Annotated in this window: 19 protein-coding genes, 1 pseudogene, 1 riboswitch and 1 other annotated feature; all 20 genes and pseudogenes read left to right on the forward strand. The window is 31.1% G+C overall.

The features are described from left to right. Positions 1-106 precede the first annotated feature (106 nt). Positions 107-2,737 carry a DNA polymerase I gene (gene polA, locus HMPREF2576_RS10880; protein WP_070856253.1) on the forward strand — a complete coding sequence of 877 codons (2,631 nt, stop codon included), beginning with the start codon at positions 107-109 and terminating at the stop codon, positions 2,735-2,737. A gap of 15 nt (positions 2,738-2,752) precedes the next feature. Beyond that, positions 2,753-3,625 carry a bifunctional DNA-formamidopyrimidine glycosylase/DNA-(apurinic or apyrimidinic site) lyase gene (gene mutM / locus HMPREF2576_RS10885; RefSeq protein WP_001830823.1) on the forward strand — a complete coding sequence of 291 codons (873 nt, stop codon included), beginning with the start codon at positions 2,753-2,755 and terminating at the stop codon, positions 3,623-3,625. A 15-nt stretch (positions 3,626-3,640) separates the two neighbouring features. Further along, positions 3,641-4,252 carry a dephospho-CoA kinase gene (gene coaE, locus HMPREF2576_RS10890; protein ID WP_001830774.1) on the forward strand — a complete coding sequence of 204 codons (612 nt, stop codon included), beginning with the start codon at positions 3,641-3,643 and terminating at the stop codon, positions 4,250-4,252. 354 nt (positions 4,253-4,606) lie between these two features. Continuing rightward, positions 4,607-4,990, forward strand: a pseudogene (locus HMPREF2576_RS12265) (transposase); the annotation flags it as partial. Positions 4,991-5,095: 105 nt separating this feature from the next. Beyond that, complete coding sequence (gene gap, locus HMPREF2576_RS10895; RefSeq protein ID WP_002440179.1) at positions 5,096-6,121, forward strand: type I glyceraldehyde-3-phosphate dehydrogenase; 1,026 nt, start codon at positions 5,096-5,098, stop codon at positions 6,119-6,121. Between the two features lie 519 nt (positions 6,122-6,640). Next, positions 6,641-7,111 carry a transcriptional regulator NrdR gene (gene nrdR, locus HMPREF2576_RS10900; protein ID WP_001830825.1) on the forward strand — a complete coding sequence of 157 codons (471 nt, stop codon included), beginning with the start codon at positions 6,641-6,643 and terminating at the stop codon, positions 7,109-7,111. After that, the gene (locus HMPREF2576_RS10905) at positions 7,112-8,482 is read left to right on the forward strand and encodes a replication initiation and membrane attachment family protein (RefSeq protein ID WP_049376897.1); all 1,371 of its coding nucleotides are present in this window, start codon (positions 7,112-7,114) and stop codon (positions 8,480-8,482) included. Next, positions 8,482-9,402, forward strand: coding sequence for a primosomal protein DnaI (gene dnaI, locus HMPREF2576_RS10910; RefSeq protein WP_001830772.1), 921 nt, complete (start codon positions 8,482-8,484; stop codon positions 9,400-9,402). The genes HMPREF2576_RS10905 and dnaI overlap by 1 nt, the downstream gene beginning before the upstream one ends. Before the next feature lie 352 nt (positions 9,403-9,754). Then, positions 9,755-11,692 (forward strand): threonine--tRNA ligase, encoded by a 1,938-nt coding sequence (gene thrS, locus HMPREF2576_RS10915; protein ID WP_070856251.1) that lies wholly within the window; start codon positions 9,755-9,757, stop codon positions 11,690-11,692. Positions 11,693-11,739: 47 nt separating this feature from the next. Continuing rightward, a riboswitch (Lysine riboswitch) is annotated at positions 11,740-11,915 on the forward strand. A gap of 205 nt (positions 11,916-12,120) precedes the next feature. Next, positions 12,121-13,623 (forward strand): amino acid permease, encoded by a 1,503-nt coding sequence (locus tag HMPREF2576_RS10920; RefSeq protein WP_070856249.1) that lies wholly within the window; start codon positions 12,121-12,123, stop codon positions 13,621-13,623. Between the two features lie 57 nt (positions 13,624-13,680). Beyond that, positions 13,681-13,804: a sequence feature (ribosomal protein L20 leader region), on the forward strand. A gap of 26 nt (positions 13,805-13,830) precedes the next feature. After that, entirely contained in the window at positions 13,831-14,358 is a 528-nt protein-coding gene (gene infC, locus HMPREF2576_RS10925; RefSeq protein WP_001830789.1) for a translation initiation factor IF-3, read from the forward strand. A gap of 27 nt (positions 14,359-14,385) precedes the next feature. Further along, positions 14,386-14,586 (forward strand): 50S ribosomal protein L35, encoded by a 201-nt coding sequence (rpmI, locus tag HMPREF2576_RS10930; RefSeq protein ID WP_001830767.1) that lies wholly within the window; start codon positions 14,386-14,388, stop codon positions 14,584-14,586. Positions 14,587-14,637: 51 nt separating this feature from the next. Further along, positions 14,638-14,994 carry a 50S ribosomal protein L20 gene (gene rplT / locus HMPREF2576_RS10935; protein ID WP_001830839.1) on the forward strand — a complete coding sequence of 119 codons (357 nt, stop codon included), beginning with the start codon at positions 14,638-14,640 and terminating at the stop codon, positions 14,992-14,994. 417 nt (positions 14,995-15,411) lie between these two features. Continuing rightward, positions 15,412-16,023 carry an NUDIX domain-containing protein gene (locus HMPREF2576_RS10940; protein WP_001830874.1) on the forward strand — a complete coding sequence of 204 codons (612 nt, stop codon included), beginning with the start codon at positions 15,412-15,414 and terminating at the stop codon, positions 16,021-16,023. A gap of 16 nt (positions 16,024-16,039) precedes the next feature. Continuing rightward, positions 16,040-16,963: a pseudouridine synthase family protein gene (locus HMPREF2576_RS10945; RefSeq protein ID WP_001830807.1), complete on the forward strand. Its 924-nt coding sequence runs from the start codon at positions 16,040-16,042 to the stop codon at positions 16,961-16,963. A 160-nt stretch (positions 16,964-17,123) separates the two neighbouring features. Then, positions 17,124-18,425 carry a trigger factor gene (gene tig, locus HMPREF2576_RS10950; RefSeq protein WP_070856247.1) on the forward strand — a complete coding sequence of 434 codons (1,302 nt, stop codon included), beginning with the start codon at positions 17,124-17,126 and terminating at the stop codon, positions 18,423-18,425. Between the two features lie 286 nt (positions 18,426-18,711). Then, on the forward strand, positions 18,712-19,974 hold the full coding sequence (gene clpX / locus HMPREF2576_RS10955) for an ATP-dependent Clp protease ATP-binding subunit ClpX (RefSeq protein ID WP_001830765.1): 1,263 nt from the start codon (positions 18,712-18,714) through the stop codon (positions 19,972-19,974). A 111-nt stretch (positions 19,975-20,085) separates the two neighbouring features. Beyond that, positions 20,086-20,673 carry a ribosome biogenesis GTP-binding protein YihA/YsxC gene (gene yihA, locus HMPREF2576_RS10960; RefSeq protein ID WP_001830838.1) on the forward strand — a complete coding sequence of 196 codons (588 nt, stop codon included), beginning with the start codon at positions 20,086-20,088 and terminating at the stop codon, positions 20,671-20,673. A 169-nt stretch (positions 20,674-20,842) separates the two neighbouring features. Further along, positions 20,843-22,189, forward strand: a complete 1,347-nt coding sequence (gene hemA, locus HMPREF2576_RS10965) for a glutamyl-tRNA reductase (RefSeq protein WP_070856245.1) — start codon at positions 20,843-20,845, stop codon at positions 22,187-22,189. A 21-nt stretch (positions 22,190-22,210) separates the two neighbouring features. Beyond that, positions 22,211-23,023, forward strand: coding sequence for a cytochrome c biogenesis protein (ccsA, locus tag HMPREF2576_RS10970; RefSeq protein WP_001832714.1), 813 nt, complete (start codon positions 22,211-22,213; stop codon positions 23,021-23,023). Positions 23,024-23,043: the final 20 nt, after the last annotated feature.

Here is a 23,043-nt window from a genome sequence, read left to right on the forward strand (position 1 = left end):
AAATATTAGTAATAGCTAATGCGTAGTGAATACTAAACTCGCTTACTCGTTATGTATTTGTATATATGCTAAAATATATGTAAATCTGTTCTGGAGGTTACGTATTTTGAATAAATTAGTATTAATAGATGGTAATAGTCTAAGCTTTAGAGCGTTTTATGCTCTCCCTTTACTTTCAAACCATGCAGGTATTCATACAAATGCAGTTTACGGCTTTGCTATGCTCTTAGAAAAAATAATTAAAGAAGAAAAACCGAATCATTTTTTAGTTGCATTTGATGCAGGTAAAACGACTTTCAGACATTCTAAGTACAGTGAATATAAAGGTGGTCGTCAAAAGACTCCACCTGAATTAAGTGAGCAATTTCCATATATTCGTCAACTTTTAGATGCGTATCATATTAAAAGATATGAACTTGATAATTATGAAGCTGATGACATTATAGGAACATTAAGTAGACAAGCTGATGAAGAAGATTTTGAAACCATTATCATTACAGGTGATAGAGACTTAACTCAATTAGCCAATGATAATGTTACAATATATTATACAAAAAAAGGTGTTACCGACGTTGATCATTATACACCTAAATTTATAGCAGAGAAATATAATGGTTTAGTGCCGAAACAAATTATCGATATGAAAGGTCTAATGGGGGATACCTCTGACAATATTCCTGGCGTTGCTGGTGTCGGCGAAAAGACGGCTATTAAATTACTTAATCAATTTGAGTCAGTAGAAGGGGTCTATGAACATATTGAGGAGGTCACTGCAAAAAAATTAAAAGAAAAACTCATCAATAGTAAAGATGATGCCTTAATGAGTAAAGATTTAGCAACAATCAATGTTCACAGTCCGATTGAAGTATCATTAGAAGATACAAAATTAACTCTACAAGACGACACTACAGAAAAAATTGAACTATTTAAAAAGCTAGAATTTAAACAACTATTAGCAGATATAGACACATCCTCTACGAATGAAGAAGTCATAGATAAAACTTTTGAAATTGAGCAAGACTTTCAAAATGTAGATTTGAATGATTTAAACGAAGCGGTAATACATTTTGAACTCGAAGGCACTAATTATCTTAAAGACACTATTCTCAAGTTTGGTTTTTATACAAATCATCAACATGTAGTGATAAATGCTGAGGATGTAAAGGATTATAAACATTTAGTTCAATGGCTTGAAGATAAAAATACAACTAAAATTGTCTATGATGCAAAAAAAACTTATGTATCTGCTCATCGATTAGGGATTAATATAGAAAATATTGAATTTGATGTTATGTTAGCAAGCTATATTATTGACCCATCACGTTCTATTGATGACGTTAAATCTGTGGTAAGTTTATATGGACAAAATTATGTAAAAGATAATATTACAATATTTGGGAAAGGTAAGAAACATCATATACCTGAAGAACCAATTCTAAACGAACACATTGCCTCTGTGACAGAAGCTATAGCAGCTGTAACTCCAACCATGAAATCACAGTTAGAAGATTATAATCAAATTGAACTGTTGAAAGATTTAGAATTACCATTAGCAAGAATTTTAAGTGAAATGGAAGAAATTGGTATATATACCGATATCAATGATTTGAAAGAAATGGAATTCGAAATTCAAAAAAAATTGGATGTATTAATATCCAATATTCATGAGTCGGCTGGTGAAGCGTTTAATATCAATTCTCCTAAGCAATTAGGTGTTGTTTTATTTGAAACATTACAATTGCCTGTCATTAAGAAGACCAAAACGGGCTATTCAACAGCTGTAGACGTATTAGAAAAACTACAAGGTGAGCATCCTATTATAGATGATATTTTAGAATATAGACAACTTGCTAAGTTGCAATCTACGTATGTAGAGGGATTACAAAAAGTAATAAGCAAAGATCATAGAATTCACACACGTTTTAATCAAACGCTTGCTCAAACTGGTAGATTATCAAGTATAGATCCTAATTTACAAAATATACCTATACGATTAGAAGAAGGAAGAAAGATTAGAAAGGCCTTTAAACCAACTTCTAAAGATAGTGTGATTTTATCTGCTGATTATTCACAAATTGAGTTACGTGTACTTGCTCATATTACGCAAGATGAAAGTTTAAAACATGCATTTATAAACGGACATGATATTCACACTGCAACAGCAATGAAAGTATTTAATGTTGAATCTGACCAGGTTGATAGTTTAATGAGACGTCAAGCAAAAGCTGTTAACTTTGGTATTGTATATGGTATCAGCGATTATGGATTGAGTCAGAGCTTGGGTATTACTAGAAAACAAGCAAAAGCATTTATTGATGATTATTTAGCTAGTTTTCCAGGTGTAAAACAATATATGTCAGACATTGTTAAAGATGCAAAAGCACAAGGTTATGTGGAAACACTACTTCATCGTCGTCGATACATTCCTGATATAACAAGTAGAAACTTTAATTTAAGAAGTTTTGCAGAAAGAACAGCAATGAATACACCCATACAAGGTAGTGCAGCTGACATAATAAAATTAGCAATGGTTAAATTCAGTGAAAAGATTAAAGAAACTAAATATCATGCTAAGTTATTATTACAAGTTCATGATGAACTCATATTTGAAATACCAAAATCAGAAGTAGAAGATTTTAGTAAATTTGTAGAAGAAATTATGGAACAAGCATTAGTGCTCGATGTACCTTTAAAAGTAGATTCGAATTATGGTGCAACATGGTACGATGCTAAATAAAGAAAGGATAATATCATGCCTGAACTACCTGAAGTTGAACATGTTAAAAGAGGTATTGAGCCATTTATAAAAAGTGCAAAAATAGAGAAAGTAACTTTTGCTAAAAATGTAATTAACGGTAAGAATAATAACCGTGAGACGATTATAAAAGGTATGGAATTAGATACTTTTAAAAAACTTACTGAAGGTTATGTTATAAAAAAAGTTGAAAGAAGAAGTAAGTACATTATTTTTTATATAGCGGATCATGACGATGATAGAATCTTAGTTAGTCATTTAGGTATGGCAGGCGGATTCTTTGTTGTTAATAACCTTGATGAGATAAGTACACCGAATTATCGAAAGCATTGGCAAGTCATTTTCGATTTGGATAATAAACAAAAATTAGTCTATTCTGATATCAGACGGTTTGGAGAAATTAGAAATATAGTCAATTTTGATAGTTATCCATCTTTATTAGAAATCGCTCCAGAACCATTTGAAGAGGTGGCATTTGAACACTATTTAGAATGTTTGACAATGAAAAAATATAAGAATAAACCAATAAAACAAACGATTCTTGATCATCGTGTTATAGCAGGAGCTGGAAATATCTATGCCTGTGAAGCTTTATTCAGAGCTGGTATTACTCCGGATAAAATTACTAATTCACTCACTAAACAAGAAAGAAAATCCCTCTTTTATTATGTTCGAGAAGTTTTAGAAGAGGGTATAAAATATGGAGGTACTAGTATTTCAGATTATAGGCATGCAGATGGTAAAACTGGACAAATGCAATTACATTTAAATGTATATAAACAAAAAAAGTGCAAGGTTTGTGGTCATTCGATTGAAACAAAAGTGATAGCTGGTAGAAATAGTCATTTTTGCCCAAACTGTCAGAGATAAAGGAAGAGTGAAATAATGTCTAAAGTGATTGGGATAACTGGTGGTATTGCCACTGGAAAATCAACAGTTTCAGAATTATTAACAGCATATGGGTTTAAAATCGTAGATGCTGATATTGCTTCACGCGAAGCAGTTAAAAAAGGCTCTAAGGGTCTTGAACAAGTTAAAGAGATTTTTGGGGAAGAAGCAATTGACGAAAATGGTGAGATGAATCGTCAATATGTAGGAGAGATAGTTTTTAATCATCCTGACTTACGCGAGGCTCTTAATGAAATAGTTCATCCTATTGTAAGAGAGATAATGGAACAAGAGAAAAACAATTATCTAGAACATGGATATCATGTAATTATGGATATCCCATTGTTGTACGAAAATGAACTACAAGATACTGTAGATGAAGTTTGGGTGGTTTATACATCTGAAAGTATTCAAATCGATCGTTTAATGGAGAGGAATAATTTATCATTAGAAGATGCTAAAGCACGTGTTTATAGTCAAATATCTATAGATAAAAAAAGTAGGATGGCAGATCATGTGATAGATAATCTAGGTGATAAATTAGAACTTAAACAGAATTTACAAAAATTACTTGAAGAAGAAGGGTATATTCAATCGGAGAGTGAATAGTAAATATAATGAAAATTGTATAGAATGCTTTTATTTTGTTATCACAAAGTGTATGTATTATAAATAATTACATATTAAACGCTAATTAGAGGCAAAAAAGCTGGGACATAATTCCTAGCAAAATAGCCAGTAAATGAGTTTTCTATAAATTCATTTACTGGCTTCTTTATTTATAATACTTCGTATTGTTTTTTCGCTTTCTTAGTTGACAGATTCAGCTTGTAGTCTTCAGCTTATTCTGCGTCTTCAAGAGTCTCGTCATAACACTTTGCCTTTACATTGAAATACTTTTAAAAATAAGGCTTTTTCGTATAATTTAACAAATACCACTAAATTAAATTAACGAGGTACCTTATGCATAAAGATTATAATATGACTCAACTTACTTTACCAAAGGAAACTTCAGTACATATTCCCACACATGATATGTCACAATATGTGAATGATATTGTAAAAAATTCCAGGTACTGAATTCAGACAGCATTGTTGCGCAACATTATAGCATCCCAATATGATGTTGAAAGTAGTGTTATATGCTTACACACAATCAGTATTTTCTGGTAGAAAAAATTTCTTAATGATACTATTCGAATGATGTGGTTTTCACAAATTCTAAACCCTTCTTATAAAATGATTAATCGATATAGAGTAAATCCAAAAGTAGATGTTTTATTAGAATCCTTATTTATTCAATTCCATAGTCAATGTTTGAATCAAAATCTTATAAATGATAAAGCTTAATTTATATTTATAGATAAATTTATCGGTAAACGCTTTCATTTAAAAATTAATATGTTATACTATTTCCATAAAGTATAACATATAAAACAAGGGGTGCTTTGAATGGCAACGAATATTGCAATTAACGGTATGGGTAGAATAGGTAGAATGGTGTTACGAATAGCACTAAATAATAAAAATTTAAATGTTAAAGCGATTAACGCTAGTTATCCACCTGAAACAATTGCACATTTACTTAATTATGATACGACGCATGGAGTTTATGATAAAAAAGTTGAACCGATTGAAAGTGGTATTAAAGTGAATGGACATGAAATTAAATTACTTTCTGATCGCAATCCAGAAAATTTACCATGGAATGAGATGGATATTGATGTTGTTATAGAAGCGACAGGTAAATTTAATCACGGAGATAAAGCAGTTGCTCATATTAATGCAGGTGCTAAAAAGGTATTACTCACTGGACCGTCTAAAGGTGGAGACGTTCAAATGATTGTTAAAGGAGTCAATGATAATCAACTTGATATTGATACATACGATATTTTTAGTAATGCATCTTGTACTACTAATTGTATCGGACCAGTTGCAAAAGTCCTCAATGATAAATTTGGAATCATAAATGGTCTGATGACAACTGTTCATGCAATAACAAATGATCAAAAAAATATTGATAATCCACACAAAGATTTAAGAAGAGCACGTTCTTGTAATGAAAGTATTATTCCAACGTCAACAGGTGCTGCTAAAGCACTTAAAGAAGTATTGCCTGAAGTTGAAGGTAAACTTCATGGAATGGCTTTAAGAGTACCAACAAAAAATGTCTCTCTCGTTGATTTAGTTGTTGATTTAGAACAGAATGTTACAGTTACACAAGTTAATGATGCATTTAAAAATGCCGATTTATCAGGTGTTCTTGATGTTGAAGAAGCTCCTTTAGTTTCTGTAGACTTTAACACAAATCCTCATTCAGCAATTATTGATTCTCAATCTACGATGGTTATGGGACAAAATAAGGTGAAAGTTATCGCTTGGTATGATAATGAATGGGGTTATTCGAATAGAGTTGTTGAAGTAGCTGACAAAATTGGACAATTAATTGATGATAAAGCAATGGTAAAAGCCATTTAATTAAATATTTATACTTACACTAAACCTGAGATAGCCATATTATCTCAGGTTTATTTATATACAAATAGCCCTAAACAAAGTTGAAGCACCATTGATGTTATTATAGATAACCAATTAGCTTTAGACATATTTCTAGATACTTTCTTTATAAAAAAATGATCCATAGTCATTATTTATTAATCAAGTTGAGATGATTTTGAAATGAGGTGATTTTAACGAATCATCTTTCAAATTATAATTTAATAATGGTACTTTTGGTCGTATTTATAAAATTGTGTAGTACATTTAAATGGTTGAAATTCATTTAATATGGTTAATCACGTTAAAATGTATTATTTTTAATAAATAACATAGCATTCTAAAACCTTTATTTATAAGACAATTTTTCCTTTTTTACACATAGTGGTATTAACAATGTATCATTACATTCTTTCGTTTATAGTTGCAATTGACCTTTCTTTTTTACATAGTACTTTTATAGTATAATGTACGGTGATCAAACTTGGGAGGGTGACATATATGAAATGCCCAAAATGTAATTCTACACATTCCAGAGTGGTTGATTCAAGACATGCAGATGAGGCCAATGCGATTAGACGTAGAAGAGAATGTGAAAATTGCGGAACGCGTTTTACAACATTTGAACATATTGAAGTTAGTCCATTAATAGTAGTGAAGAAAGATGGGACTAGAGAACAATTTTTAAGAGAAAAAATATTAAATGGTTTAGTAAGATCTTGCGAGAAACGACCAGTACGTTATCAACAACTTGAAGACATAACTAATAAAGTGGAGTGGCAACTTAGAGATGAGGGACAAACTGAAATTTCTTCTAGAGAAATTGGAGAGCATGTTATGAATTTGTTAATGCATGTTGACCAAGTTTCCTATGTAAGATTTGCATCTGTATATAAAGAATTCAAAGATGTTGATCAACTCTTAGAGTCAATGCAAGGTATCTTGAGTGATAATAAACGGAGTGATAAATAGATGGGGTTACAAACCTATGAATATGGTCTAAAACCACAAGATGGATTTGAGGTGATTACACATTTCGAATTCACCTCACAACATTTAGATATTTTAAATCGACTATTCACCCCTTTAATCGGAGTTGAATCAATTGGACTCTATCATTTTATGAGTCAATTCATAGATGAAAGTCAACAACTCGGGTTAACGCATTATATATTCATGAATGAACTAAAAATTAACTTATTAGATTTCAGGGAGCAAATGGACAATTTAGAGGCTATTGGATTGATTAAAACATTTGTAAGGCATGAAGAAAAGTACTCTCACTTTGTTTATGAGTTAATTCAGCCTCCAACAGCCTATCAATTTTTTAATGATCCTATGTTATCAGTATTTTTATTTAGTGAGGTTGATAAAAAACGTTATCAAGCACTTAAATCTTATTTCGAAAAAGATGAGAAAGATTTAAGCAAATATCAACAGACAACTAGAAAATTTACAGAAGTATTCAACGTACCTAAAAAGGTCAATGTTTCTGATCAAATTAATTTAAAGCAAATCAAACACTATGATGGTATAGATTTATCTAATGAAACTTTTGATTTTGAAATGTTGAGACAGATGTTGAACCATCATTTTATTAGTAATGAAATTATCGATAAAGAAGCTAAGAATTTGATTATACAACTTGCGACACTTTATGGAATTACTGAAGATGGTATGAAAAATGTTATATTAAGTTCCATTACCAGTGCACAACAATTATCTTTTGAAGAAATGCGTAAGAAAGCTAGAACTTATTACCTGATTGAACATGATAATCAATTACCAAAATTAGAGCATCAAACAAATAAAATTAACGATGAAAAAAAAGATCGACAAGCGGAAGATACAACAAATGATTGGTTACAACTGCTAGATGAAACAAGTCCGATTGATATGTTAGCAAGTTGGTCTGATTCAGAACCTACACAGTCGCAAAAAAGTATGATAGAAGAATTGATTAACCGTGAAAAAATGAATTTTGGTGTAATCAATATACTTTTACAGTTTGTTATGTTAAAAGAAGATATGAAGTTGCCAAAATCTTATATTTTTGAAATTGCTTCCAACTGGAAGAAAATTGGTATTTCAAATGCCAAACAAGCATATGAATATGCATTACAAGTTAATCAACCTAAAAATTACGAAACACATTCTAATGATAAACGACAGAACCATCGTGGAAGACAAAATCAATTTTTATCCAAAGAAAAGACACCTAAATGGCTTCAAAATAGGGACGATCAAGAAGAAAATAAAGATATAAATGATGACACTCTCGAAGAAGATCGACAAGCATTTCTTGAAAAGTTAAATCAAAAGTGGAAGGAGGAAGATAACTAATGAAAAGTTTCAGAAATATCATGGGCGATTCTCAAAATCTAGATAAACGTATACAAAAAATAAAACAAAATGTAATCAATGATACTGACGTTAAACATTTTCTTGAGAAAAATCGTAGTAATATAACTAATGAGATGATAGACGAAGATTTAAATGTTCTTCAAGAGTATAAAGATCAACAAAAAGTCTATGATGGACATCGCTATGATGATTGTCCGAATTTTGTAAAAGGACATGTTCCTGAACTATATATTGAAAATGAAAGAATCAAAATTAGATATCTACCTTGCCCGTGTAAAATTAAACATGATGAGGAACGATTTGATTCACAACTTATTACATCTCACCATATGCAAAGAGATACACTTCATGCAAAGCTCAAAGATATTTATATGAATAATCGAGAGAGACTTGATGTAGCAATGGCAGCTGATCAAATCTGTACAGCAATTACTAACGATGAAAAAGTAAAGGGGTTATATTTATATGGTCCTTTTGGTACAGGAAAATCATTCATATTGGGTGCTATTGCAAATCAACTTAAATCGCAAAAGATTTCATCAACAATTGTATATTTACCAGAATTTATTCGCACTTTAAAAGGTGGCTTTAAAGACGGTAGTTTTGAGAAAAAATTACAACGTGTGCGAGAAGCTAATATTTTGATGTTAGATGATATTGGCGCAGAAGAAGTCACACCGTGGGTAAGAGATGAAGTGATTGGTCCTTTATTACATTATAGAATGGTACATGAACTTCCTACATTTTTTAGTTCTAACTTTAATTATAGTGAGCTTGAGCATCATCTTTCAATAACTAGAGATGGCACTGAAAAGACTAAAGCAGCACGAATTATTGAAAGAATTAAGACTTTATCGACACCTTATTATTTGACTGGTAAAAATTTTAGAAACAATTGAATTTTATAGTATGTGGTGTATAATAGAGATAAATCTTAATCGTTGAAACTATTGAAGATACGATAATTTAATCTCTGTTACACAGAAAGTCATTAATTGATGAGAATATGGCTAACACATTAAATTATTACTACTTCGTTAATATTGATATTTGTAATGAATATCCGGCTCAAGACCGTTATCTTATGTAAAGTATAGTATATGACTGGTCACGTATGCTTTTCATATACTTAACTAGGGTGGTACCACGACAAACTCGTCCCTTGCTAGGGACGAGTTTTTTTATGCTCAGTAAAGTTAATTTATTCAATAAGCCAACGATCAGATGTTTTATTAAATAGGAGGAAAAAATATGAATCAAATTAATATTCAATTTCCAGATGGTAATACAAAAGAATTTGATAAAGGGACTACTACAGAAGACATCGCTCAATCAATTAGTCCAGGATTAAGAAAAAAAGCAGTTGCGGGAAAATTCAATGGTCAACTTGTAGATTTAACACGCCCTTTAGAACAAGATGGAGCTATTGAAATTATTACTCCTGGGAGTGAAGAAGCGTTAGAAGTACTTCGTCATTCAACAGCTCATTTAATGGCACAAGCATTAAAACGTTTATACGGAGACGTTAAATTTGGAGTTGGACCTGTAATAGAAGGCGGATTCTATTATGATTTTGATATGGATGATAAGGTTTCATCGGATGATTTTGATAAAATTGAGAAAACAATGAAACAAATTGTGAACGAAAATCATAAAATTGTAAGAGAAGTAGTTAGTAAAGAAAAAGCAAAAGGCTTCTTCAAGGATGACCCTTATAAATTAGAACTTATTGATGCAATTCCTGAAGATGAGAGTGTAACACTTTATACTCAAGGTGAATTTACTGATTTATGTCGAGGTGTACACGTACCTTCTACTTCTAAAATTAAAGAGTTCAAACTATTATCTACAGCTGGTGCTTATTGGCGTGGAAATAGTGATAATAAAATGTTACAACGAATTTATGGTACAGCATTCTTTGACAAAAAAGATTTGAAAGCACATCTAAAAATGTTGGAAGAACGTCGTGAGCGTGATCATCGTAAAATTGGTAAAGATTTAGAATTGTTTACAAACAATCAACTCGTTGGTGCTGGTTTACCATTATGGTTACCAAATGGTGCTACAATACGTAGGGAAATAGAACGTTATATTGTCGATAAAGAAGTAAGTATGGGATACGATCATGTTTACACACCAGTATTAGCCAATGTTGATTTATATAAAACATCTGGTCACTGGGATCATTATCAAGAAGATATGTTCCCAGCAATGAAGTTAGATGAAGACGAAGCAATGGTCTTAAGACCAATGAACTGTCCACATCATATGATGATTTATAAAAACAAACCTCATTCTTATCGCGAATTACCTATACGTATTGCTGAATTGGGTACTATGCATCGTTACGAAGCAAGTGGTGCAGTATCAGGTTTACAACGTGTTCGAGGAATGACATTGAATGATTCCCATATTTTCGTTAGACCTGATCAAATTAAAGAAGAATTTAAACGTGTAGTTAATATGATTCAAGATGTGTACAAAGATTTTGGTTTTGAAGATTATCGCTTCAGATTGAGTTATAGAGATCCTGAAGATAAGCATAAGTACTTTGATGATGATGAAATGTGGGAAAAAGCTGAATCCATGCTTAAAGAAGCATCAGATGAATTAGGTTTAACTTATGAAGAAGCTATTGGTGAGGCAGCATTCTATGGACCTAAGTTAGATGTTCAAGTAAAAACAGCTATGGGAAAAGAAGAAACTCTATCAACAGCACAACTTGATTTTCTTTTACCAGAACGTTTTGACTTAACGTACATTGGTCAAGATGGAGAACAACATCGTCCTGTAGTTATACACCGTGGTGTAGTTTCTACTATGGAACGTTTTGTTGCATTTTTAACAGAAGAAACAAAAGGTGCATTTCCAACTTGGTTGGCGCCTATGCAAGTTGAAATTATTCCTGTAAATATAGATTTACATTATGATTATGCAAGACTTTTACAAGATGAACTAAAATCGCAAGGTGTCCGCGTTGAAATTGATGACCGTAATGAAAAAATGGGATATAAAATTCGTGAAGCTCAAATGAAAAAAATACCTTATCAGATTGTTGTAGGTGACCAAGAAGTAGAGAATCAAGAAGTAAATGTAAGAAAATATGGTTCTGAAAAACAAGAATCAGTTGAAAAAGATGAATTTATTTGGAATGTTATTGATGAAATCCGTTTGAAAAAGCATAGATAAACTTGAAAATATAAAGTATATCATGTATATTACAAATTAATATAATAAATAGAGTTAGAGGTTGCATTATTAATGACTAACTTATCAGAAGTCGTATGGGACATGTGTTGAATAAGTGAAAGGTAATAATGCCGAAATGATGTTATTTCCATAAATTAGCATTGTTGGGACAACTTTCGAATAGAAGTTGTACTGTCACTTTATGTGATGTGCTACCTTATATAGATAAACATTAGTGGTTGCATATCTTAAAGGTATGTAACCACTTTTTACATTATTGATACAGATATAAAGACAAGTGATATAAAAGTAAAATGATATTAATATTATTTTACTTTTATATCATCTATACCAAATTTATCTACAACAATGATATGCATTGATGTGGTAACAAGTTAGCCTCTACTTATGAAGGAAAGGGAGCTTCTATGAAAAAGAATATTAAACAAAATGACGGTGTTCAAAGAGAATTAAAAGATAGACATATTTCAATGATTGCCATTGGGGGATGTATAGGAACTGGTCTATTCATGACTTCTGGTGGAGCTATACATGACGCAGGTGCATTGGGTGCTTTGATTGCCTATGCAGTTATTGGAGCGATGGTGTTCTTTCTAATGACGTCGTTAGGGGAGATGGCGACATATTTGCCTGTGTCAGGTTCATTTAGTACTTATGCTACACGCTTTGTCGATCCTTCACTAGGTTTTGCTTTAGGATGGAATTATTGGTTCAACTGGGTGATAACAGTAGCAGCTGATGTTACTATTGCAGCGCAAGTTATACAATATTGGTCCCCTATGCAAGGTATACCAGCTTGGGTCTGGAGTTGTATTTTCCTTATTATTATTTTCGCGCTTAATTCTTTATCCGTTAGAGTATATGGAGAGAGTGAATATTGGTTCGCACTTATCAAAGTAGTTACAGTCATCATATTTATAGGAATTGGTATCTTAACTATTTTAGGGATTATGGGTGGAGAATTTGTAGGATTTGATACGTTTACAAAAGGAGATGGGCCAATACTAGGTGGGAATTTAGGAGGTAGCTTGCTATCAATTCTTGGTGTATTTCTAGTCGCAGGCTTCTCATTCCAAGGAACTGAACTTATTGGTATTACAGCAGGTGAATCTGAAAATCCAGAAAGAGCAGTTCCAAAAGCGATTAAACAAGTATTTTGGCGTATACTTTTATTTTACATTCTAGCTATTTTCATTATTGGTATGTTGATTCCATATGATAGTAAGGCATTAATGGGCGGTGGTGATAGTATAGCTACTTCACCTTTTACATTAGTATTTAAGAATGCTGGATTAGCTTTTGCTGCTTCATTTATGAATGCTGTTATATTAACAAGTGTATTATCAGCAGGTAACTCAGGAATGTATGCTTCAACAAGAATGTTATATTCGATGAGTAAAGATAAATTAGCTTATAATTCTTTTGGAAAAACAAATAAAAGTGGCGTACCTTATGTATCTCTAATTGCAACTGGAGTACTAGTCATTCTTATTTTCGCATTGCAACATTTAAGTGGAGATGCATATGAATACATTGTAGCTGCTAGCGGAATGACTGGTTTTATTGCTTGGGTTGGTATAGCAATCAGTCACTTTAGATTTAGACGCGCATTTGATAAACAAAATTATGATAAATCAAAATTAAAATATAAAGCGAAGTTATTCCCATTTGGTCCGATTTTTGCAGGTATTTTATGTGTAATAGTTATCATTGGACAAGATGTAGATTTTATTAAAACAGGTAACTTTGATATGAATAGATTTTTTATAACTTACATGGGAATACCTGTATTCTTAATTTTCTTCTTTTATCATAAATTTAGATATAAAACTAAAAAGATTCCTCTAAACAAAGTTGACTTAAGGCAAGATGTTTCGATGGAAGAAGTAAGACACCATAAAAATAATTAAAAAATAGTTTGACTTAAACAATAAATATTGATATGATTATTAACGTTGAATACGAAACGAACCAAGTAGAAGCACCCGCTTCTCACCTGTGGCGACGCTGAAGCAGTTGGCAGGTCAATCATGTTACACATTTATTGTGTCTAAGAAGAGCGGGTAGTTATACTCGCTCTTCTTTTTGCTTGGAACAATTTCGTAAAATTCTGGGAGGTGTCAACCATAGCAAAAGATCAAACTCAAATTAATGAGAAAATTCGTGCAAAAGAACTACGCTTAATAGGCCAAGATGGTGAACAAATTGGTGTTAAATCTAAACGTGAAGCTTTAGAAATGGCTGAACGTGTGGATTTAGATTTAGTTGTTGTAGCACCAAATGCAAAACCACCTGTTGCGAGAATAATGGATTATGGTAAATATAAATTCGAACAGCAGAAAAAAGAAAAAGAAATGAAGAAGAAACAAAAAGTCATTAACGTTAAAGAATTACGTTTAAGCCCAACTATTGAAGAACATGATTTCCAAACTAAGTTGAAAAATGGACGCAAGTTCTTATCTAAAGGCGATAAATGTAAAGTTTCAATTCGTTTCAGAGGTCGTGCGATTACACATAAAGAAATTGGTCAGCGTGTGTTAGAAAAATTTGCAGATGAATGTAAAGATATTGCAACTGTTGAACAAAAGCCTAAAATGGAAGGGCGTCAAATGTTTATTATGTTAGCGCCTATCAACGAAAAATAAACGTTAAATTATAGGAGGAAATGAATCATGCCTAAAATGAAAACTCACCGTGGAGCAGCTAAACGTGTTAAAAGAACTGGTTCAGGTCAATTAAAACGTTCTAGAGCTTTCACATCTCACTTATTCGCAAATAAAAATACTAAACAAAAACGTCAATTACGTAAAGCTAAGTTAGTTTCTAAAAGTGATATGAAACGTGTTAAACAATTATTAGCATACAAAAAATAAGATTTTAAACGAATATATATACGATAGAGATCATCTAAGGAGGAATTTATTATGCCACGAGTTAAAGGTGGAACAGTAACAAGAGCACGTCGTAAAAAAACGATTAAATTAGCTAAAGGTTACTTTGGTTCAAAACATACATTATATAAAGTAGCTAAACAACAAGTAATGAAATCAGGTCAATATGCTTTCCGTGACCGTCGTCAACGCAAACGTGATTTCCGTAAATTATGGATTACACGTATTAATGCGGCTGCACGTCAACATGACATTAGCTACTCACGTTTAATGAACGGCTTGAAAAAAGCTGAGATTGATATCAATCGTAAAATGTTATCAGAAATTGCAATCTCAGATGACAAAGCTTTCGCTGAATTAGTATCAAAAGCTAAAGAAGCTTTAAAATAATATTTATACAAGACCTGGGACAATAATCTTTGTCTCAGGTCTTTTTATATGCTTGTTGTTAATATATTATTTAAAAGCATTTAAAAATTGAGTACAATACCCTGATGTAATAGCGGACATATCTTATTTTTTTGTCATTTCATAATACTAGATTGTTTCAAATCATGCTTTGAAACAATCAATATCTACGAAGTCAATAACTAAAAAAAGATAAATTTGCAATCATGTTATGACAGTAAGGTATATAATGTGGCTTTGTTAAAAGTTTTATAATATCAACAATGTAAGATTATGTCTTATTTTAATTATAAATATAATGGTGCTTTTATCGTTTTACATATACATATATTCAATCGCAAAAAATGATAATTTTTGCTAAAATGACTGATAGTATACTATATCTAAAAGGAGATAATCATGTCTAAATTTGATGAACAAATAATTGTTGTAAACAGAGATATTTTATTTAACAAAGATAAGAATGCTTTTAATGGTTTTTTACATAAAAATAATTTCAAAGGAAAAGAAATTTTTAGTGCGTTAAGTAAATATGAAGTGAAAAGACGTGGTGATATGGAAGATGATCCATCGTTTAAACAATTAATATCATATTGCCTACTAGAAAATGAGAAGGGTGAAATCCTTATTTACGAACGTCTTTCTGGTGGTGGAGAAGAACGGTTACATGGTCAGTCATCAATCGGTGTTGGTGGTCATATGAACGATGTTGTTGGAGCTGATTCTATTAATGAAGTTTTAAGAGTTAATGCTCAAAGAGAATTAGAAGAAGAAGTAGGATTAAGTAATAATAAATCTCAAAATATGGAATATTTAGGTTTTATAAATGATGATGACAATGATGTGGGTAAAGTTCATATGGGCGTCGTATTTAAAATCACTGTGCATTCAAACGATGTTGAAGCTAAAGAAACTGATACGCTAAAAATTAAATGGATAGAACAAGGCGACATTCAATCCTATGAGGATTTTGAAACATGGAGTGCATTAATTCTTCAAGATATATCATGATTGGAGTGCTAAATTAATGGCTGATATTATACCTTTTCCACAGTCTAAAAGTAAAATGATTAAGCAAATAAATGATGCAGAAAGAAATGCAGATTTTGAAAAGATGTATCAATTGTTTAATGTATATGAACAGCATTTCGACCTTAACGAGGAGATTGCACTAAAGAAATGCCAGATGCTTTTACAATTGAATGCTTATTTAGAGTTACGAGAAGAGGCAATTATTTTGTTAAAACGTGGATTCAACTGTTATGACGAATTGATGATATATTATATTAAAAGTCTGAATGGCTTAGGTCAATTTAATGAAGCAGTTGAAGTAATTAATCAAATTATCGATGAAGTTAAAAATCATAAAACCAGAATGGAACTTTTTCCACTTAAAGAATATGCGATATCGAGACTTGATGAAGATAGAAAGGCATTGTCCTCATCTTTATCAGATTTCGGTTCGCTTAACACACGTGAACAAACTTCTTTAATATTACAACTTATTGATAATGGACATTATAATTTTAAAGAATCAGTAGCGAATATACTAATTTCTATGGATTTACCAAAAAATTTAGTGAGCTTAATGTTGGAATATTTAAGATTTGCTGAATATTCTCATACAATTACAATCCATAAATATGGTGAAACTATCAATGTAAACCCTAATCATTTAAGTGGCATTGAGCATACGACGATAAAAGACAAGGTCATTCCTGTCGTAATGAATAGATTAGAAGATGGAGCGTTGCATATTTTAAAAGAAGCACAACATATTATGAATAATCATTCTATACTCATGTATCCTATAGATATAGAGTCGTTATACACTATTGATAATTGGATAGATGCATATGATGTTTACTTCAAACAATTAATTGGTATAGATATAAATGGCTGTAACAATGATACTTTACAATTCATTAAATCATTAGATAATGAAATGTAAAATTTAATTTGTTGCAAATTGAGAAAAAGAATTTTAATATAGAAATCGTTGAAAATAAACTTGAATAACCCATCGTTTTCAAAGTTTGTTAACGCTAAAAACCTATGCTATAATAGGGAAGTTGAAAAAATAAATTAGTCAATCATGGAGGTATTTATACATGACAGCAACTTGGGAAAAAAAGGAAGGTAATGAAGGCGTTTTAACTGTTACTGTTCCTGCAGAGAAAGTAAATAAAGCATTAGATCAAGCATTTAAAAAAGTGGTCAAACAGATTAATGTGCCTGGATTCCGTAAAGGTAAAGTGCCTCGTTCAATTTTTGAGCAACGTTTTGGTGTAGAAGCACTTTATCAAGATGCAGTGGATATTTTATTACCTGAAGCTTATGGTGAAGCAATTGAAGAAACAGAAATTAATCCAGTTGCACAACCAGAAGTTAATGTAACTCAAATCGAAAAAGGTAAAGATTTCATTTTTGAAGCTACAGTTACAGTTGAACCTGAAGTTAAATTAGGTGATTACAAAGGATTAGAAATTGAAAAGCAAGAAACTGACCTTTCTGATGAAGAATTACAAGAATCAATCGACCATAGCTTAAGTCACCTTGCTGAAATGGTTGTTAAAGAAGATGGTGCTGTTGAAAACGGTGACACAGTAAACATTGATTTCTCAGGTTCAGTTGATGGTGAAGAATTTGATGGTGGACAAGCTGAAGGTTATGACCTAGAAATTGGTTCTGGATCATTCATTCCTGGCTTTGAAGAACAAATAGAAGGAATGAAAACTGGCGATGAAAAAGATGTAGTTGTAACATTCCCAGAAGAATACCACGCTGAAGAATTAGCTGGTAAAGAAGCTACATTTAAAACAAAAGTCAACGAAATTAAATTCAAAGATGTACCAGAATTAAATGATGAGATTGCTAACGAATTAGATTCTGATGCTGAAAACGTGGACGAATATAAAGAAAATCTTCGCAAACGTTTAAGTGAACAGAAAGCAACTGAAGCTGAAAATACTGAAAAAGAAGAAGCTATTAATAAAGCAACAGAAAATGCTTCAATTGATATTCCTGAAGCAATGATTAATACTGAATTAGATCGTATGATTCAAGAATTTGGTCAAAGAATCCAACAACAAGGCTTAGATTTGCAAACATATTATCAAATCTCTGGTCAAAACGAAGAGCAACTAAGAGACCAAATGAAAGACGATGCAGAACAACGCGTTAAAACAAACTTAACGTTAACTGCGATTGCTGATGAAGAAAATATTGAAGTATCTGATGAAGATATTGATAAAGAATTAGAAAAAATGAGCGAGCAATTTAACATTTCTGTAGAAGATATTAAATCTACTTTAGGTAATACAGATATTGTTAAAAATGATGTACGCATTCAAAAAGTTATTGATTTATTAAGAGATAACGCGAAATATGTTGAAGCTACTAAAGAAGACTAGTATCGTTCATTAAATGAATGCATAATATTGAATTAGTCAATTGTCTATAAGTTAAATTAAATATAGACAGTGTCAATTGTATAGATTGACAACTTAATATAGCATCATTATGATTTATAATTGTTGATGTTAAATGAAATTTAGGGGCGGGACAATGAAATCATTCATTAAGAATAAGATTTCTGTCCCGCTCCAAGTTATTTAAGCATCTTGATTGTAAATATGTTAAGTTGCATTGTAGAATGCTTTTTAGTATAGTCTTTATGGAATAGGGGTGTAAAAAAGAATGTTCAAATTCAATGAAGATGAAGAAAATTTAAAATGTTCTTTCTGTGGTAAAGATCAAGATCAAGTAAAAAAATTAGTCGCAGGAAGTGGCGTTTATATTTGTAATGAATGTATTGAATTGTGCTCAGAAATCGTTGAAGAAGAATTAGCACAAAATACATCTGAAGGATTTACGGAGTTACCAACTCCTAAAGAAATTATGGATCACCTCAATGAATATGTCATTGGTCAGGAAAAAGCCAAAAAATCATTAGCAGTTGCTGTATATAATCACTATAAGCGTATTCAACAATTGGGTCCGAATGAAGATGATGTTGAATTACAAAAAAGTAATATCGCATTAATTGGGCCAACTGGTAGCGGTAAAACATTATTAGCTCAAACACTAGCTAAAACACTAAATGTACCATTTGCAATTGCTGATGCTACAAGTTTAACAGAAGCAGGTTATGTAGGTGATGACGTAGAAAACATCTTATTACGTCTTATTCAAGCTGCTGATTTCGACATTGATAAAGCTGAAAAAGGTATTATATATGTCGATGAAATTGATAAAATTGCGCGTAAATCTGAAAACACTTCAATCACGCGTGACGTGTCTGGTGAAGGTGTACAACAAGCATTGCTTAAAATTTTAGAAGGTACAACTGCTAGTGTACCGCCTCAAGGTGGTCGAAAGCATCCAAACCAAGAATTAATCCAAATTGATACGACAAACATCTTATTTATCTTAGGTGGAGCTTTTGATGGTATCGATGAAGTCATTAAGAGACGCTTAGGAGAAAAAGTGATAGGATTTGCTAGTAATGAAGCAGATAAATATGATGAAGAAGCTTTACTGGAACAAATTCGTCCAGAGGATCTCCAATCATATGGCTTAATTCCAGAATTTATTGGTCGTGTACCTATAGTTGCTAATCTTGAAACTTTAGATGTTGCTGCACTTAAAAATATTTTAACTCAACCTAAAAATGCGCTAGTTAAACAATACACTAAAATGCTAGAGTTAGATAATGTAGAATTAGAGTTTTCTGAAGAGGCTCTATCTGCTATAAGTGAAAAAGCAATCGAACGTAAAACAGGAGCGCGTGGATTACGTTCAATTATAGAAGAAGCATTAATTGACATCATGTATGATGTACCTTCTTCTGAAAATGTAAGTAAAGTAGTCATTACTGAACAAACAATTAATGAAGAAATTGAGCCTGAATTATATGATGATGAAGGAAATCTAATTAATAAGAACAAGACATCTGCTTAAAATATTTGATTTAAGACTGAGTCACGTGAATTGTGACTCGGTTTTTTTATATGTAAATATAGAAAAAAATGTTAAAGTTAATTATACAATAGTATAAGAAAGAGGAAGTCTATGAATATAAATTTTAATAATATTAACTTAATTATAAGTGCTGTAAAAAAAGCACAGTATCCTGACACTGGATTAACAGAAGTAGCGTTAAGTGGACGCTCAAATGTAGGGAAATCTACATTTATTAATAGTATGATTGGGCGTAAAAATATGGCGAGAACGTCACAACAACCTGGTAAGACACAGACATTGAATTTCTATAATATAGATGAACAACTTATTTTTGTTGATGTACCAGGATATGGATACGCTAAAGTAAGTAAAGTTCAACGAGAAAAATTTGGTAAAATGATTGAAGAATATATTACACAACGAGAGAATTTAAAACTTGTTATTCAACTTGTCGATTTAAGACATCAACCTACTGAAGATGATGTGCTTATGTACAATTATCTTAAACATTTTGATATACCAACACTTGTAATATGTACTAAAGAAGATAAAATTGCCAAAGGAAAAGTACAAAAGCATATCAAAAGAATAAAAGACAAATTAGAATTAGAATCTGGAGATAATATTATAAGTTATTCTTCAATTAAAAATAGTAAACAGCAAGAAATTTGGAACTTTATTGAAACATATATATAAATTTTTTCAATTAGAGAAATGTATTTTAACCACAATTAAAAAATGTCGGTATTTTGGCAAAAAATTGAATGTAGATTATAATCTTTCTAATTTATTTAAGCATTCCACTTAAACATCTTTTTAAATGTGTTATACTTGTTTTATTGTTAGTATATGGAGGGCGTTATAAATGCATTTTGTTGCAATTAGCATAAATCATCGAACAGCTGATGTAACATTAAGAGAGCAAGTTGCTTTTAGAGATGATGCCTTACGATTAGCACATGAAGATTTATATGAAACTAAAGCAATTTTAGAAAATGTCATTTTATCTACATGTAATCGTACTGAAGTATACGCTATTGTTGATCAAGTTCATACAGGACGTTATTATATACAAAGATTTTTAGCGCGCTCTTTTGGATTTGAGGTAGATGATATTAAAGATATGTCGGAAGTTAAAGTGGGGGACGATACAGTTGAACATTTATTGCGTGTCACTTCTGGCTTAGATTCAATTGTGCTTGGTGAAACACAAATTTTAGGACAAATGCGCGATGCATTTTTCTTAGCGCAAAATACTGGTACAACTGGAACGATTTTTAATCATTTATTTAAACAAGCGATTACTTTTGCTAAAAAAGCACACAGTGAAACAGACATTGCAGATAATGCTGTGAGTGTTTCTTATGCTGCTGTTGAATTAGCTAAAAAGGTATTTGGAAAATTAAAAAGTAAACATGCTGTCGTTATTGGAGCAGGGGAAATGGGTGAATTATCACTCTTAAATCTTTTAGGTTCTGGAATTTCAAATGTAACAATTGTTAATCGGACATTATCTAAAGCTAAAATTTTAGCCGAAAAACACAATGTTTCATATGATTCACTTTCAGCATTACCATCTTTATTAGAAACAACGGACATAGTAATTAGTTCTACAAGTGCTGAAGACTATATCATCACTAATTCTATGGTGAAAACAATTTCAGAAACTAGAAAACTGGATTCATTAGTTCTGATTGATATTGCGGTTCCACGAGACATTGAACCAGGGATTGATGCAATTACAAATATTTTTAATTATGATGTTGATGATTTGAAAGATTTGGTAGATGCCAATTTAAGAGAACGTCAATTAGCTGCTGAAACTATTGCAGGACAAATACCTGAGGAGATTGATTCACACAACGAATGGGTTAATATGCTTGGTGTTGTACCTGTAATCAGAGCTTTACGTGAAAAAGCTATGAATATCCAAGCAGAAACTATGGAAAGTATTGATCGTAAATTGCCAGATCTCTCTGAAAGAGAACGTAAAGTCATTTCGAAACATACAAAAAGTATTATCAATCAAATGTTAAAAGATCCTATCAAACAGGCTAAGGAATTAAGTACTGATAAAAAAAGTAATGAAAAATTAGAGCTATTTCAAAACATATTTGATATTGAAGCCGAAGATCCTCGTGAAAAAGCAAAGTTAGAAAAAGAGAGTAGAGCAAAGGAAATCTTAGCGCATCGAATATTTAGTTTTGAATAAGCATATTAATTTGGTGATGATATGCAAGAAACCCTGTTAATTCGATTTCATGAAATCATATTAATGATTTATCTGTTTAGTATTATATGTTACTTTGTTGATTTCATTAATAAAAATTATAAGACTAGAACTGTAGGTTTTTATTCATTAGGGATTGTTTGGGTTTTACAAACAATCTCTTTGTCTATTTTTTTTATTCATACTAAACAAGTGCCACTAGGTTCTATATTTGACGTTTTTTTCTCTTTAACTTGGATTATTATATCAATTTCGTTGATATTGAATTTGATTAAAGTAATGAATTTTTCTGTTTTTTTCCTTAATTTGATTGGATTTATCCTAATGAGTTTAAATACTTTTCAGCCTGAACATTATCAAACGCAAATTCAACAAATTGCAGTAATTAATGAATTATTACTTGTTCATATAGCACTTGCAGTATTAAGTTATGCATTTTTTGCAATCGCATTTGTAAATTCATTACTCTACATTATTCAATATCGAAATTTAAAGGAGAAAAATTTCGATCAAAATTACTTTAGAATTGGTAGTGTTGCTACTTTAGAAACCATCGTTTTCTATTCAACACTTGTTGCATGGATTATCCTTATATTAAGTACGATTTTAGGTGCACAATGGGGTATCTTTGCAGTCGGTAAACAAATATTTATAGATCCAAAAGTAATATTTTCAACAATTATTACTTTATTATATGGTGTTTATATTTTCATTAGAATAAAAAAATGGATATCACAAAGAAATCTTATCTACTTTAACATTATATTATTTTGTTTGTGTATGATTAATTTATTCTTTTTAACTCATTTTAGATAAGAAATAACCTGTTTTTCATA

It is taken from the genome of Staphylococcus sp. HMSC063F05, assembly GCF_001837075.1.
Classification (GTDB): domain Bacteria; phylum Bacillota; class Bacilli; order Staphylococcales; family Staphylococcaceae; genus Staphylococcus; species Staphylococcus epidermidis.

Excerpts from the sequence above, each read along its gene's own strand:
- mutM (WP_001830823.1), top strand. The coding sequence starts at position 2,753 with ATGCCTGAACTACCTGAAGTTGAACATGTTAAAAGAGGTATTGAGCCA.
- coaE (WP_001830774.1), top strand. The coding sequence starts at position 3,641 with ATGTCTAAAGTGATTGGGATAACTGGTGGTATTGCCACTGGAAAATCA.
- gap (WP_002440179.1), top strand. The coding sequence starts at position 5,096 with ATGGCAACGAATATTGCAATTAACGGTATGGGTAGAATAGGTAGAATG.
- nrdR (WP_001830825.1), top strand. The coding sequence starts at position 6,641 with ATGAAATGCCCAAAATGTAATTCTACACATTCCAGAGTGGTTGATTCA.
- HMPREF2576_RS10905 (WP_049376897.1), top strand. The coding sequence starts at position 7,112 with ATGGGGTTACAAACCTATGAATATGGTCTAAAACCACAAGATGGATTT.
- dnaI (WP_001830772.1), top strand. The coding sequence starts at position 8,482 with ATGAAAAGTTTCAGAAATATCATGGGCGATTCTCAAAATCTAGATAAA.
- thrS (WP_070856251.1), top strand. The coding sequence starts at position 9,755 with ATGAATCAAATTAATATTCAATTTCCAGATGGTAATACAAAAGAATTT.
- HMPREF2576_RS10920 (WP_070856249.1), top strand. The coding sequence starts at position 12,121 with ATGAAAAAGAATATTAAACAAAATGACGGTGTTCAAAGAGAATTAAAA.
- rpmI (WP_001830767.1), top strand. The coding sequence starts at position 14,386 with ATGCCTAAAATGAAAACTCACCGTGGAGCAGCTAAACGTGTTAAAAGA.
- rplT (WP_001830839.1), top strand. The coding sequence starts at position 14,638 with ATGCCACGAGTTAAAGGTGGAACAGTAACAAGAGCACGTCGTAAAAAA.
- HMPREF2576_RS10940 (WP_001830874.1), top strand. The coding sequence starts at position 15,412 with ATGTCTAAATTTGATGAACAAATAATTGTTGTAAACAGAGATATTTTA.
- HMPREF2576_RS10945 (WP_001830807.1), top strand. The coding sequence starts at position 16,040 with ATGGCTGATATTATACCTTTTCCACAGTCTAAAAGTAAAATGATTAAG.
- tig (WP_070856247.1), top strand. The coding sequence starts at position 17,124 with ATGACAGCAACTTGGGAAAAAAAGGAAGGTAATGAAGGCGTTTTAACT.
- clpX (WP_001830765.1), top strand. The coding sequence starts at position 18,712 with ATGTTCAAATTCAATGAAGATGAAGAAAATTTAAAATGTTCTTTCTGT.
- yihA (WP_001830838.1), top strand. The coding sequence starts at position 20,086 with ATGAATATAAATTTTAATAATATTAACTTAATTATAAGTGCTGTAAAA.
- hemA (WP_070856245.1), top strand. The coding sequence starts at position 20,843 with ATGCATTTTGTTGCAATTAGCATAAATCATCGAACAGCTGATGTAACA.
- ccsA (WP_001832714.1), top strand. The coding sequence starts at position 22,211 with ATGCAAGAAACCCTGTTAATTCGATTTCATGAAATCATATTAATGATT.